At 46.1% G+C, this 13,337-nt stretch carries 11 protein-coding genes; 3 read left to right on the top strand and 8 right to left on the bottom strand.

The window, feature by feature from the left end; translation table 11 throughout:
* Positions 1 to 16: 16 nt before the first annotated feature.
* Positions 17 to 967, bottom strand: coding sequence for a transaldolase (tal, locus tag KIT90_RS00740; protein ID WP_005425862.1), 951 nt, complete (start codon positions 965 to 967; stop codon positions 17 to 19).
* A 465-nt stretch (positions 968 to 1,432) separates the two neighbouring features.
* Here tal and KIT90_RS00735 point away from each other — a divergent pair, with 465 nt between their 5' ends.
* Positions 1,433 to 2,434, top strand: coding sequence for a sugar-binding transcriptional regulator (locus KIT90_RS00735; protein WP_005435602.1), 1,002 nt, complete (start codon positions 1,433 to 1,435; stop codon positions 2,432 to 2,434).
* Positions 2,435 to 2,560: 126 nt separating this feature from the next.
* Positions 2,561 to 3,856, top strand: coding sequence for a glycoside hydrolase family 18 protein (locus KIT90_RS00730; protein ID WP_285374461.1), 1,296 nt, complete (start codon positions 2,561 to 2,563; stop codon positions 3,854 to 3,856).
* A gap of 41 nt (positions 3,857 to 3,897) precedes the next feature.
* Here KIT90_RS00730 and KIT90_RS00725 read toward each other — a convergent pair whose 3' ends face one another.
* The 7 genes from KIT90_RS00725 to moeA all read right to left on the bottom strand — a co-directional run bounded on the left by KIT90_RS00725 (position 3,898) and on the right by moeA (position 12,328).
* On the bottom strand, positions 3,898 to 6,189 hold the full coding sequence (locus KIT90_RS00725; protein ID WP_285374459.1) for an EAL domain-containing protein: 2,292 nt from the start codon (positions 6,187 to 6,189) through the stop codon (positions 3,898 to 3,900).
* Between the two features lie 21 nt (positions 6,190 to 6,210).
* A complete protein-coding gene (locus KIT90_RS00720; protein ID WP_285374458.1) occupies positions 6,211 to 7,041 on the bottom strand; it encodes a sulfurtransferase in 831 nt (276 codons plus the stop codon).
* 55 nt (positions 7,042 to 7,096) lie between these two features.
* Positions 7,097 to 7,396: a hypothetical protein gene (locus tag KIT90_RS00715; protein ID WP_045483345.1), complete on the bottom strand. Its 300-nt coding sequence runs from the start codon at positions 7,394 to 7,396 to the stop codon at positions 7,097 to 7,099.
* Positions 7,397 to 7,535: 139 nt separating this feature from the next.
* Positions 7,536 to 8,039 (bottom strand): hypothetical protein, encoded by a 504-nt coding sequence (locus KIT90_RS00710; RefSeq protein WP_038895740.1) that lies wholly within the window; start codon positions 8,037 to 8,039, stop codon positions 7,536 to 7,538.
* 12 nt (positions 8,040 to 8,051) lie between these two features.
* Positions 8,052 to 10,157: an LruC domain-containing protein gene (locus KIT90_RS00705; protein WP_285374457.1), complete on the bottom strand. Its 2,106-nt coding sequence runs from the start codon at positions 10,155 to 10,157 to the stop codon at positions 8,052 to 8,054.
* 176 nt (positions 10,158 to 10,333) lie between these two features.
* On the bottom strand, positions 10,334 to 11,083 hold the full coding sequence (gene moeB / locus KIT90_RS00700) for a molybdopterin-synthase adenylyltransferase MoeB (RefSeq protein ID WP_285374456.1): 750 nt from the start codon (positions 11,081 to 11,083) through the stop codon (positions 10,334 to 10,336).
* A 9-nt stretch (positions 11,084 to 11,092) separates the two neighbouring features.
* The gene (gene moeA / locus KIT90_RS00695; protein WP_010452536.1) at positions 11,093 to 12,328 is read right to left on the bottom strand and encodes a molybdopterin molybdotransferase MoeA; all 1,236 of its coding nucleotides are present in this window, start codon (positions 12,326 to 12,328) and stop codon (positions 11,093 to 11,095) included.
* Positions 12,329 to 12,615: 287 nt separating this feature from the next.
* On the opposite strand from moeA, the gene folE reads away from it, so the two are divergent.
* On the top strand, positions 12,616 to 13,269 hold the full coding sequence (gene folE / locus KIT90_RS00690; RefSeq protein WP_005373478.1) for a GTP cyclohydrolase I FolE: 654 nt from the start codon (positions 12,616 to 12,618) through the stop codon (positions 13,267 to 13,269).
* The last annotated feature ends 68 nt before the right edge of the window (positions 13,270 to 13,337 follow it).

Here is a 13,337-nt window from a genome sequence, read left to right as displayed (position 1 = left end):
CGCTTTTGGTAAGCAATTAAAGCTTAGCTGCGATCATGTCTTCTAGTTTGCCTTGGTCAACCGCGAAGTTACGGATACCTTCAGCTACTTTCTCAACAGCCATTGCGTCTAGGTTGTGCTCCCATAGGAACTCAGCGTGAGACATTGGAGCTGGACGCTCTTTAGAACCTTTAGAATCAACCAGTTTCTCTACAACTTCACCTTCAGCAGCTTCTAGCTCAGCAAGAAGAGCAGGAGCGATAGTTAGACGGTCACAGCCAGCAAGTTCTAGGATCTCGCCGATGTTACGGAAGCTTGCGCCCATAACAACTGTGTTGTAACCGTAGTCTTTGTAGTAGTTGTAGATGTCTGTTACAGAGATTACACCTGGATCTTCTGAAGCTTCAAAGTCACGACCTTCTTTCGCTTTGTACCAGTCCATGATGCGGCCAACGAATGGCGAGATTAGGAATACGCCAGCTTCAGCACATGCACGAGCTTGAGCGAAAGAGAATAGAAGCGTTAGGTTACAGTTGATGCCTTCTTTCTCTAGGATCTCTGCAGCGCGGATACCTTCCCAAGTAGAAGCCAGTTTGATTAGGATGCGGTCGTTAGTGATGCCTGCGTCGTTGTACATTTTTACAAGCTGGCGAGCTTTAGCAACGCTGCCTTCTGTGTCGTAAGAAAGACGAGCATCTACTTCTGTAGAGATACGGCCAGGGATAGTTTTTAGGATCTCTTTACCGATGTTTACTGCAAGCATGTCACAAGTGTCTTGTACTTGTTGTGCTTTGTCGTTGCTTTGTGCTTTTGCGTATTCGATAGAAGCGTCGATTAGAGGTGCGTACTCTTCGATTTGAGCCGCTTTTAGGATAAGAGATGGGTTCGTTGTTGCATCTTCAGGTTGGTACTTTTTGATTGCGTCAATTTCACCAGTGTCCGCTACTACAGTTGTTAGTTTACGAAGTTGCTCTAACTTGTTGCTCATAATCGATCATCCTATATAAATGGGCTTAAGTGTGGTTTTCAATACCACAGCTTGTGCATTTGCAAGCGTGTCGGCTAATCGTCTCATCATATTTAACGAGACATCTGCTCAGCCAACTACGGAAAATTTCGGTACCGAACATTTGCTATGAACATTTGATCGGTAGCTGAGTAAATGATGAATCCATATTTATCCTATCCATGCTGAAAGTCAATCGCCGAAACCGACTTTAAGTGAAGTTCATCAACGTTTTTTTGCTGTGTGTTCAGAGCATGGCCGAAATAAACGTTTGCCCTTATTGTTCAAGGCTTGAGCAGTGCTGAGATTAATAAAATTAAGTAGTGAGAAAATGTCATTGCAGTGAGCAAATGTCGCAGTAAAATTGGAGGGTAACATATGCTAAGTCAATGAGCGGATGCTCACTAATGCATACAATGTCGATCCTCTAAAAGGGCGAGAAAAACCATGAGCAGTTCTAACCAAGATATTTCTATTGAAAGCACAGACTTACTAACGGAGATTTCCGTTGCTTATTATCAAGATGGCGCAACACAGGAAGAGATATCCAGAAAATTTTCCATTTCTCGTGCCAAAGTAGGGCGAATGCTCAAACAGGCGCGTGATGAAGGGATTGTTGAAATAACCGTAAAGTACCATCCAGTGTTCAGCGCTAAGATCGAGCAACGCTTGATTGATCGCTTTGGTGTGAAACGCGCGCTAGTGGCATTGGATCAGCCCAATGAAGAAGCGCAGCGCCTTCAAGTGTCAGGTTTAGTCTCTAACTACCTTACTAGCACGCTCAAGAACGGCATGGTGGTGACGGTAGGGCAAGGGCGTAACGTATCTTCCGTGGCTCACCACATTGGTGTTATTACGCCGCGTGATTGTAAGTTTGTGTGCGGCATCGGCGGGATTCACCCTCGTGGCGGTATGTTTAACGCCGACCACATTTGCCGACAGTTTGCTAAGAAATATGGTGGAACCTCCGAAACCCTTTATGCACCGGCTTACGCTGAAAACCGAGAGCAGAAAATTGCCTTCATGCAAAATGCTACGGTCAAACAAACGCTCGATCTCGCGCGTAAAGCAGATGTTGCCCTTGTCGGTATCGGTGATATGAGTGAAAACAGCTACATGGTTGACCTTGGATGGTTCACTCCAGATGAAGTGGTGCAATCTCGTTTAATGCAAGGTGTCGTCGGGGACTTTGCTGGCTACGACTTCTTTGATATCCACGGCAACGTCGCAAACACAGTAATGAGTGACCGAGTAATCGGTTTAGGTATCGAAGAGTTTAGACCGATTGCAGAAGTGATTGCGATTGCGGCGGAAAACAGCAAGCCACTCGCACTATTAGGTGCTTTAAGAACTGGCGCGATTGATGTTATTGCAACCAGCGTTAGTAATGCATTGACGGTTCTTAACTTGGATGAACAGATGCACGGCAACAGTACATCAGAGGTTTAGCACAAATAATATGCAAACTATGTAATCAGGCTGTGAGGATTTATAAATGACTCGCAGCCTGATTTCGTTTCCAAGTTAAAAATAATCCTCAGGAGTAATTTGTAGTTGATTACTCTGGAGGAAATTATGAAAAAGACACTTCTCGCAGCTGCTTTATTTACGGGGTTAACAGGCATGGCGCACGCCGAGCAAAAAGTCGTTGCAGGCTATTTTGCTGATTGGCAATACGCTAACGCAGACAACCCATATACAGTAAAAGACATCCCAGCTGATAACCTGACCCATATCATCTATGCGTTTTTGAGCATGTGTGGTCCTCATACTGGCGCATCTCAGACAGTGCAAAAGTTAGTCGCTAAGCAATGTGAAGGCAAAGAGCCATATACCGCTATTCTGGTTGATACCGAGGCGGCACTTGAAAAAGACTTTGGTCCGGTCTCTGTCGACGTTCCATATAAAGGGCACTTCGCTCAATTAGCCGAACTTAAGAAGCAACACCCTGATCTGAAAATTCTCCCTTCTTTTGGCGGTTGGACCATGTCTGAACCTTTCCATGCAATGGCTAAAAACCAGCAAGCGATGGATCAGTTCTCTAAAACGGCTGTTGAGTTGATTGCTCAATACGATTTCTTCGATGGCATTGACTTGGATTGGGAATACCCAGGTGGCGGCGGTTTAACGACGTCTCCTTGGAACCCAGATACTAAGTTGACGGATGAGCAGAAAGCGCTTGAACGTGACGCTTTCACATATCTAGTCAAAACCATGCGTGGCGATTTAGATACACTAGCGAAAAAGACCAAGCGTGAGTACGAGCTTTCAACCGCGGTGGGTGTTGGTCCAAAAGCGGCGGGCATCGATTGGAAAGCGGCGCAGCCTTACCTAACCAACATGTTTGCGATGACTTACGATTTCCTTGGCGGTTGGGGACAGCAGACAGGGCATACAACTAACCTACATGCGACCGACCGCAGTTGGTGGGGAATGGGCGCAGACGTGTTTATTAATCAAATGATTGAGTTGGGCATTCCGAGTGAAAAGTTGGTGATTGGTGCGGCGTTCTACGGCCGTGGCTGGCAAGGTACCAAAGATTTCTCCGGTGGCTTACCAACTCAAGACCTAGTTTCTGAGCAAGGCGCACAGTTCGGTACTGGTGAGAATGGCTACTTCATGTTCTGGGATCTGATGAAGAACTACAGCATGAAACAGGGATATGAGTACAAATATGACGAGCAAGCTCAAGCGCCTTACCTGTGGAACCCAGATAAGAAGGTGTTCATCTCATTCGAAGATCAGCGCTCTATAAAAGCCAAAGCAGACTGGGCGAAACAATCAAACCTTGGTGGGATCTTTACGTGGGAGCTATCAGGAGATCCGAAAGGGGAGTTAGTCGAAGTGATGTATAAGGAAATGCAGAACTAGCCTCTGTCCCTTACGCTATAACTACTTAAATCAAGCCGTCGCTATCGTTCGACGGCTTTTTCGTTTTGGTTCTCTGCGGCGAAGCTAATCAATTGCTCAAAAGGCAAGGGTTTGGAATAGAAGTAGCCTTGGATCAAATCACAGCCACACGCGGCAAGTTGATCGCGTTGCTGACGTGTCTCAACCCCTTCAGCAAGCACTTTCATCCCAAAGTTTTTACCGATAGCAATGATGTTTTGCACCATGTTCAGTGCTTTTTCGTCGTTCTCGATATTGTCGACAAAGCTCTTATCGATTTTAACTTCATCAATCGGTAACGCTTTGAGCATCGAAAGGGAAGAGTAGCCCGTACCAAAATCATCCAAAGAAATCTTGAAGCCTAGAGTGTGCAAGCGTTCGCAAATCGGGGCAAACTTGTTGAGGTCTTCAATAAATAGGTTCTCGGTGATTTCGAGTGTTATTCGATGTTGGTCGACCCCATGTTTATCAATCAACGTCACCAAGTCGTCGATAAAGTTGACTTGAATGAACTGTTTGACCGAGATGTTTATCGACATTTGAATTGGTTGAGTGGCTAGTTTGGTTAGGCGAGCCATATCAATCAAACTTTTCTCGATGATTAACTCACCCAGTCTCACCATCAAGCCTGAGCTTTCCGCTACGGGGATGAACTCATTGGGTGGAACAAAACCCAGCTCTTCATCTTGCCAACGAATCAGGGCTTCAACACCATAGATTTCACCGTTCACGTTTAACTGTGGTTGATAAACTAGGAACAGATTTTGTCGTTCTATCGCTAACCTCAAACGTTGTTCAACCTTCATTTTATGCAGGTGTTTGGCTTGCATTTGTTGGTCGAACACACTGTATGCATTGCGCTCTTTTTTCGCCTGATACATCGCGATATCTGCGGAGCGAAGCAATGCGTCTAAATTTTTACCGTGTGAAGGGTAGAGGGCAACACCGATGCTGCAACTCAATAGAAACTGGTTTTCATTCACAAGGTAAGGCTCAGACAAGTAGTGAATTAGGTCACTTGCCAGCGTTCGCACAGCATTTTCATCGGTACGGTTGACGAGCAGTATGAACTCATCACTAGCTTCTCTAACAATCAATCGACCATCACTGTCGAAGCTTTTCAAGCGCAGTGCGATTTGCTTCAACACTTCGTCGCCGAACTCGTGCCCATGAGTGTCGTTGACCGATTTAAAGTTGTCGATGTCGATGAACATCAGAGTAAATGGCGTTGAAGACCCGCTTAACCAACCTTTAATGTGTGTTCTGAGATATTCTCGATTCGGCAGCAGCGTTAGGTGATCATGATGCGCTTGGTAAAGGAGCTTTTGGCGTGTCGCCAGTTCGTTGTTGGCAATAGAGCGAACGAGTGCGTAAAAACCCGCTTGGATAAAAAGAAAGACAATGGAATACAGTGCAAATTGGTCGAAAAATCCACTTTGGATGTAGCGTAGATCAGTGGAAGACGAGGCCCACAACTTGTAATCTGGCAGGTACTTCAGCGTGACGAGTTGATTAATTCTTGGATCATCAGCAACAATATTGACCGCACCAGATAACGCTTTGACGGTTTCTCGACTCCACCCGTACTTTTTCTCAACCTGTTCAAAAACAATGGATTTTTTGTGCCCATCAGCAGGAAGGGTATAACTGAATAGGCTTGCTTGTTCTGCTGAGGTAAAGGTTAGGTAGCCGTCCTCTCGGACCAAAGACACGCGATTGTGTTTGTTGGCGTGCACATCATTTCTAAACACCAAAGACGAGTTCATGTTGAAGCCTGCTGTCATCACCGCCAGCACCTTACCACTTTTATCTCGAATCGCTTTTCGAATTGGAATCACTAACGAATCGAGCGCAGGCATGAAATAGGTTCTACCGACGACCATGTGCTCAGATTGCAGTGCGGCTTCGAAAGTCTGTTTAGTCTGAGGATCTTGCTTGAGGTTGTGGAGTTTTTGTAAATCCAGATTAGAACTAATGGCAAGATAATCCCCCTCAGGATTTGTCAGGCCAAAAGCGGCGATGGCGGGATGGATATCCATCAAGTCATCAAGCAAAGGGCGCATTTGTAATGACGCGGTGCGAGTGAAATCGTTTTGGTCAATCAGTTGATGCCCAACGACTTCTAACAGCGTTTCTTGCCCTTTGAATAGAGAATCGACAGAAGAAGCAAACAACTCCAATTGAAGGAGCTGTTTGTCCTTATATTTATCGAGAGTGGATTCGTAATGATAGTGACCAAACAGAGAGAACAATCCGACACTGATGGCAAACAGTGTCATATAGAGCGTCCAAATGTTCTTCTTTAAGCCGATCATATCGTTTTACTGCTCCTGATCTTAACGCTCGATAGGTAGAGAGTGGTCAGCGCCCCATTCGGTCCAAGAACCGTCGTACACCGACAGATTGTCCAGACCGATTTGATACGCCGCGAGTAATAAAATGCATGCGGTCACACCGGAGCCGCAACTAAAAATGATTGAATTATCACTATCTATTGTTAGTGCGCTAAATATCTGTTGCAACTCTGAATTCGGTTTAATGTGACCGTTGGTTAAGAGTTCTTGAAACGGTAAGCAAACCGAATTTGGAATGTGCCCACTACGTAGACCTTCTCGTGGCTCAGGCACTTCACCAAGGAAGCGGGCTTTGGCTCTCGCATCGATGATGTTGGCACTTTTATTGGTTGAATGAGCAAGAACATCTTGTGCACTCAAAAAGGCATTTTGGTTGAGCTTACCCGCAAAGTTACCTTTTTCGCTTGGTTGCGATAGGACACTTTCGGCAGGGAATCCAGCTTCAATCCAAGCCGGAAGCCCGCCGTTTAAGACTCGAACATTGTTATGCCCCATGGCTTTGAACATCCACCAAGCTCTTGGTGCCGCTAAAGTGCCTGAGTTGTCATAAACCACAATCAAGTCTTCGTTGTTCAAACCGAGTTGTTGCGCACTTTGGTTAAAGCCTTCTTCTGTTGGCATCATATGCGGCAGGGAGGAACCGGGTAAGCAAAAGTCATTGTCGTAATCAAAGCGTAAAGTATTTGGAATCCACTTATCTTGGATCTTTTTGCCTTCAGAAGGGATTTGAAACGCAATACTAGCGTCGAGGAGCTTGACGTTAGGTTGGCCGAGAAGGCTATTGAGTTCATCAGTACTGATCAGTGCTTGCATTGTTTTTCATTTCCTCAAAGTAGTATGACGTTTGACATGAATTCGAAGAGTAGGCTCATTCGCAGTTTAAAAACGTGAGCGGTTGCTCGAAGAGTGAATCCGTAGCTTGGTTGAATGTCACTAAGGCACCTTCAGGACAATGTACAGAGGTTGGAACCGCAACACGCTTTGTTCCGAGTGCCTCCGATTCGACGGTGAGATAGCGTCTTTGCCCATCGAGGGATTGTGTCAGGGTATTTGAAATCACTTTTGCGGTGATGGTTTGATTTTCATCAGAAGATGTTAGCCACAGAGCCAAACATAATGCGACGATGGCAGCAACAAAGACCAAAATGAAGGTTTTCGGGTTGTCCAACGTGTTTTCCTGCTCGATGATTAATCCTACTGTTTTACAACAAAAAAATCGCATGTTCAAAAGAACGATGCGATTTTTAAGTTAAAGATTGAAGATTTGCTCTGAAAGGCTGCTTTCGCTATGCCTTCAATTTACCCAGTTACATGGTCCAAGTGTTGTCCCCAGAAGTAATCACTTTCTGAATTGGGTCACTACCGTCATAGAACCAAATCTCAACAAGCAGGCTACCTTGGCTATCAGAGACATTAAAGTCAACATTTGCTGTTCCGTTGTTGAGTGGAACCGATGCGACTTTACTCGGGTATCTTGCATCGTAGTTACCTGAACTGTTCTCTACAAACTCTTTGTACACGCTTAGGTGTGCTCGTTGTGAAGAGAAACCACTGATGTCTACATTGAGCGTACCTTCCGTCACTGGGTTGTAGCTAAAGTCATCTGGTACTACTAGATCCTGCATAGTTGCATCTTCTTCTACTGTTACCGTTGTCTCTTCTTCGGTAGTTTCTTCTTGCTGGGTAGTATCTTCCTCTGGCACGGTGGTTTGGGTTGGTGGAGGTGTGCTGTTACCACCACCTCCGCCGCCACCGCCTCCGCCACAAGCTGTTAGTGCTAATCCCATGATGATTGTGATAAGTGCTTTCATAATGTTATCTCCCTATGGAATGTAGCATTTGTTAGGTGTTGGAGCGGTGTGCCAATCTGTGCTTAGTTCGCCACCAGACTCAGCCCAAGTTTGGAATTGAGGGTATGCATCGACCATGTCTACACGCTCTAGCGGCCAATCCCAATCTTCTACTATTAACAGTGCCCAAGGTAAGTTGTTTGCTGTTTTGAAGTACACACCTTGTGCTGGGTCACTTGCATCGACGCCGACACCGAAGAGGTTTTGATCATCAAATTGTTCTGTTGGTGCTTGGTCTGCTAAGTGAACTTCCCATTTACGACCTGGCTGGAAGGTAATCCCGTCGCCATGGTAAGTCCCCGGCGTTGCGAAGATGAACGGGTCGTATGGCATGGCTTGAATGGCTGAACGGTCAGATCCTTCAGTGAAGTACACATTCAAGGTAAAGGTGAGTGAAACGTTATCATCACAGCCAGACTCGGTACGGAAGTAGCTACAGCTGCTCGCCGCGTGTGTGCTTAAGTCTTCACTGATGATGAAAATGGCTTCATCAGAAATACTTTCCAAGCCATTAGATGCTTGTTCTACACCATTGAAGGATAGCGTTGTTAATCCGTTTTCAATCGAGCTTCTCAGTACACCCGGTAGTCGGATTGCGAAGCCATTTTTGTAACTTGCGCCGTAAGCCGCTAGGTCACCTGTAATCTGGATATTCTCAACATGACCAGCAAGACTGGTTTCAGTGATGCGGAATTTCACGACCACATCGTTCATGTCGTAGTCTGCGGTGTATGGCCAGTTATCTTCGTAAGCCACGGTGGCGTAATCTTCTGCACTCGGGAAATATTCCACTGAGTAACCATTACCAGTGATGGTAATTGGGTAATCTTCCACCTCACCAGACGTCGAACCACCATCGTAGTTTAATCCGATTTGTTGGCTAAAGCGGAATCGGCTCCAGCTTGAACCCTCCGTTGCAGCGGTTGAAACTACAAACGGTAGGGGATTATTACCCGCAGACAGTAGTTGGTCGGTGAAGACTTGTTCGCCTTCATCATCAAAGTCACCATCGCGGTTCCAGTCAAACCATGCTGATAGGTAGCCAGAAGTGGAAGCCGTCACATTCACAATTGAACTTAAGCCTGGGTCAAGTGCGGATACAAAACCAACACCATCTTCATCAGCTGTGCCAACAGAGTTGTCGTTTGCTTGACCGTCGGCATCACCATCTGGAGCGACTGAACCAAGCCAAGTTACACCGTCCACCTCGTGGCGAGGACCGTTTGACGCAAGCGTGGTGTGGTAGCTGTCTGGAGCATCACCAAAATCAATTGGCTCGTCTTCGTCAATCACTGGAGCATTTGCACAACGTGCGCCATCATTTTGGCTTGAGCTTGGACCGTTGGATACAAACTCAACCGCAGGAACGATACCTGCTGCGATATTGGCTGCGTTACCTTCCGAAAGGTCAACACGATAGATTTTGCCGTCTTGGTTGCGTGACACGTAGTAGTTGCCGTTCACATCGAAGTAACCAGCACCAAATGTGCCTAACTCGCCTGTGTCACCTATCGCAGTCGTATTACCATTTGATGGGTTGAACTGGTACAGCACTCCAGAGTTATTGTCGATGCCGTAAAGGGAACCGTCGCCTGGATGGAATGCAAAGTCGGTTAGGTTCACAGTCGCTGTTGAGCTGATCTTCACGATGCTTAATGTCGCATTTGGATCAGAATCGAGCGGAGACAGGTCAATGGAGAAAAGTCCTTTGCCTTTGCGGTACAAGTAGTAGACGTGGTTGTAAACGTCACCTACGTAAAACGTGTGGTCGGTAGGAAGGCCCGAAACATCAAGCGTTTCTGCTTGGAAGTCTTGACCAAGACGAACAATCTTTTTGTTTGTGGTGTCGTAGCCGTAGATATAACGGTCAGTGAAGTTAAAGCCTACACCGTTAATGCCCGAAGCCAAACCTGTGTCGTCCTCTAAAAGAGTCGTAGAACCTGTAACCAAATTGACGCCATAGATTTGAACCGGGGTTGATTGGAATAGGTATGCTTTGCTTGGGCACGTGTCAAATGGCGCCGCTTGTGCATAAGCGCTCGCTATTAGAGACCCAAGTAGTAGTGATGTCCTTTTCATAATTCGCCCTCTCATTGGTTCGTGATATATGCAATGAAAGGAATGTGCCAACTTTTAAATTGTTGAATTTTATTGATTTAATATTTGTAAGAAGAAGGGTTTTAAATCTGATTGTCAAAATGAGAAAAAAGCCCAACATCGAGTTGGGCTTTTTGGGAATGATTAGAGGTTTAGAACTAACTACAAACCGGACAGGTGGGTATTTTCATCAGATTCATTTCTCGCCAAGACATGCTGAGCGCGTCCAAAATCAGAATTTTGCCTTTCTTTGGTTGGCCGTAATCAGCAATCACTTTAATCGCTTCCATCGCTTGTACTGCGCCAACGATACCAACAACAGGAGCCATGACTCCGGCTTCGACACAACTTAACGCACCGCTGCCAAAGAGGGCACTTAAGCACTGGTAACATGGTTGTGCTGGGTCATCGTAAGTAAATACACTCACTTGGCCTTCCATACGAATGGCCGCGCCTGAAATCAGCGGTGTTTTGGTCGCAAAACATAGGCGGTTAAGTTGATTGCGCGTATCGACGTTATCTGATGCATCGACAACAATAGTGTGTTGCTTAATCAGGCTCTCTAACGCGGTATCATCAAGACGTTTTGCGATGGTATCTACGATAATGTGCGGGTTAAGCTCACGTAGTGCATCGGCCGCCGACTCTACCTTCTTACGACCAATATCCGCATCGTGGTGTAGCACTTGGCGCTGAAGGTTAGACAGCTCGACGATATCATCATCAATCAGCGTGATTTTACCGACACCAGCAGTCGCCAAATATTGGCTTGATGCGCAGCCTAAACCGCCAGCACCAAGCATCAATACCGATGCTTGTTTGAGTGCTTCTTGTCCTTCAAAATCAAACTGACGAAGAATGATTTGGCGGTTGTAACGCAGCATTTCCTGATCGGAAAGAATATCCACAACGACTTCCTAGTAAAGGGTTGAGTTGAATAGTTGAATCTGAACCGTTTCGCCCACTTCAACTCGGCCGCGTTCACGTTCCAAGACAACAAAACAGTTCGCTAGGCTCATTGAGCGGAATGCGCCAGAGCTTTGGTTGCCCGTTGTTTCAACGACAAACTTGCCATCTTCCAATGTGTAGATACCACGTTGATAATCGGTACGACCTGGCGCTTTCTTAAATGCAGTTTTGGTTGTTGCTGGAATAGACTCGGGTGCTTTCCATTCTGTATGGCCTGCAAGTTTTGCCAGCATTGGTTGAACAAGCACGTACATAGTAAGAACTGCAGAAACCGGGTTACCTGGTAGACCACAGAACCAAGCAGTGCTTAACTTACCAAACGCGAAAGGTTTACCCGGCTTGATTGCTAGCTTCCAGAAACCGATTTCACCAAGTTCTTCAAGAATGTCTTTGGTGTAATCCGCTTCGCCCACACTTACGCCGCCTGAGGTCACGACCACATCTGCCAATGTTTGCGCTTGTTCAAAGGTTGCTTTTAGAGTCTCTGGGCAATCTGGAATGATGCCAAGATCTACGGCTTCACAACCGAAGTTCTCGATAAGCGGTTTAATACCGTAACGGTTGCTATCGTAAATCTGACCTTCGTCTAGGGGCTCGCCTAGTGGTTTAAGTTCATCACCAGTAGAGAAGAAAGCAACTTTTGGCTTACGTACTACTGTCACATGGCTCACACCAAGAGACGCAATCATCGGAATATCGCGAGGTGTTAAACGTGCACCTTGTGCAAGCACGATGTCGCCTTGCTTGATGTCGTCACCTGTTGGGCGGATGTTGTTTTGCGGCTTCACGTCGGTTTGGTTGAACTGAATGCCAGCATCCGTTACTTCTGTGTTTTCTTGCATGATAACGGCATCACAACCCTGTGGGATTTTTGCGCCAGTCATGATGCGAACACAGGTACCTTGAGGCCATTCACCTTCAAAAGGTTGTCCTGCAAATGATTTACCTGCCAGAGGCAAAACGGAAGATGACTCAAGATCTTGAATGCGAATAGCGTAGCCATCCATTGCTGAGTTATCGAATGGCGGTACGTGAATAGGAGACAGGATGTCTTCTGCCAGTACAAAACCGAGTGCGTCAGCAAGTGGAAGAGAAAGCGTTGTTTGGATAGGTTTGATTCGCGATAGCATTTTGTCCATCGCTTCTTCAATTGGCATCAAGCCAGGTGCGTCGCAGCAGCCCATTGAGAAAATCCTGTGTTCTTTTGTTTTGTGGCAACTTTACCATAAAAAGGGGACCGAGTAAGAATGTCCACCTATAAAATATGGGTGTAATTATTCAAAAATCCGAGTATCCTTGTCAGCCATCCGAAAGGGGTAAAAAGCCCGCGGAGCTCAATAAAATCAGCTCAGTACCTATATTTGATGTGACTTGGTGTAAAGACACGAAACTGAGCAGCTCAAAGCGAAAAATATGAATGCAGTTTTGATTGGGTTTGTATTGAAGCGGAAGTAACAAAAGAGGAAGTGGAATGTCAGGTCTTAGCGAGTCAGCGAAGTTAGTAAAAGAAGCGCTAGAGCAACGCGGTTTGGAAACGCCAATGCGTCCAAACAACGTAAGTCGTGAAGAGAAGAAAGAGAAGATCGAGCACCACATGCGTGAGATCTTAGGTCTGCTTCAACTTGACCTTACCGACGATAGCCTAGAAGAAACCCCTCACCGCATTGCCAAGATGTACGTTGACGAAATCTTCTCTGGCCTGGATTACTCCAACTTCCCGAAAATCACGGTGATTGAGAACAAGATGAACGTGAGCGAGATGGTTCGCGTGAAGGACATCACAGTGACCAGTACTTGTGAACACCACCTTGTGACCATTGATGGCAAGGCCGCTGTGGCTTACATTCCACGTGGCAAGATCATTGGCTTATCAAAAATCAACCGTATCGTTCGCTTTTTTGCCCAGCGTCCACAAGTACAAGAGCGTATGACACAGCAGATTCTTGTTGCACTTCAAACGTTGCTTGAGTCTGATGATGTGGCAGTGACGATTGACGCAACACACTACTGCGTGAAATCTCGCGGTGTGATGGATGCAACCAGCGAAACGACGACAACAGCATTGGGTGGAATCTTCAAAAGCAACCCAGCAACGCGTGCCGAGTTTCTGCACGGTTTACGCTAAGTAACAAAGCACTATTCTAAGAGGATGGCAAACGCCATCCTTTTTTGTATCTGTCTGAAATGAATAAT

This window comes from Vibrio sp. B172a (genome assembly GCF_030248355.1).
GTDB lineage: Bacteria > Pseudomonadota > Gammaproteobacteria > Enterobacterales > Vibrionaceae > Vibrio > Vibrio owensii.
This window is presented reverse-complemented; position numbering and strand designations above follow the sequence as displayed.

What these genes read in the sequence shown, in the direction of transcription:
- KIT90_RS00735 (WP_005435602.1), top strand. Translation starts at nt 1,433, where the DNA reads ATGAGCAGTTCTAACCAAGATATTTCTATTGAAAGCACAGACTTACTA.
- KIT90_RS00720 (WP_285374458.1), bottom strand. Translation starts at nt 7,041, where the DNA reads ATGCAAGCACTGATCAGTACTGATGAACTCAATAGCCTTCTCGGCCAA.
- KIT90_RS00725 (WP_285374459.1), bottom strand. Translation starts at nt 6,189, where the DNA reads ATGATCGGCTTAAAGAAGAACATTTGGACGCTCTATATGACACTGTTT.
- KIT90_RS00730 (WP_285374461.1), top strand. Translation starts at nt 2,561, where the DNA reads ATGAAAAAGACACTTCTCGCAGCTGCTTTATTTACGGGGTTAACAGGC.
- folE (WP_005373478.1), top strand. Translation starts at nt 12,616, where the DNA reads ATGTCAGGTCTTAGCGAGTCAGCGAAGTTAGTAAAAGAAGCGCTAGAG.
- moeA (WP_010452536.1), bottom strand. Translation starts at nt 12,328, where the DNA reads ATGGGCTGCTGCGACGCACCTGGCTTGATGCCAATTGAAGAAGCGATG.
- tal (WP_005425862.1), bottom strand. Translation starts at nt 967, where the DNA reads ATGAGCAACAAGTTAGAGCAACTTCGTAAACTAACAACTGTAGTAGCG.
- KIT90_RS00705 (WP_285374457.1), bottom strand. Translation starts at nt 10,157, where the DNA reads ATGAAAAGGACATCACTACTACTTGGGTCTCTAATAGCGAGCGCTTAT.
- KIT90_RS00710 (WP_038895740.1), bottom strand. Translation starts at nt 8,039, where the DNA reads ATGAAAGCACTTATCACAATCATCATGGGATTAGCACTAACAGCTTGT.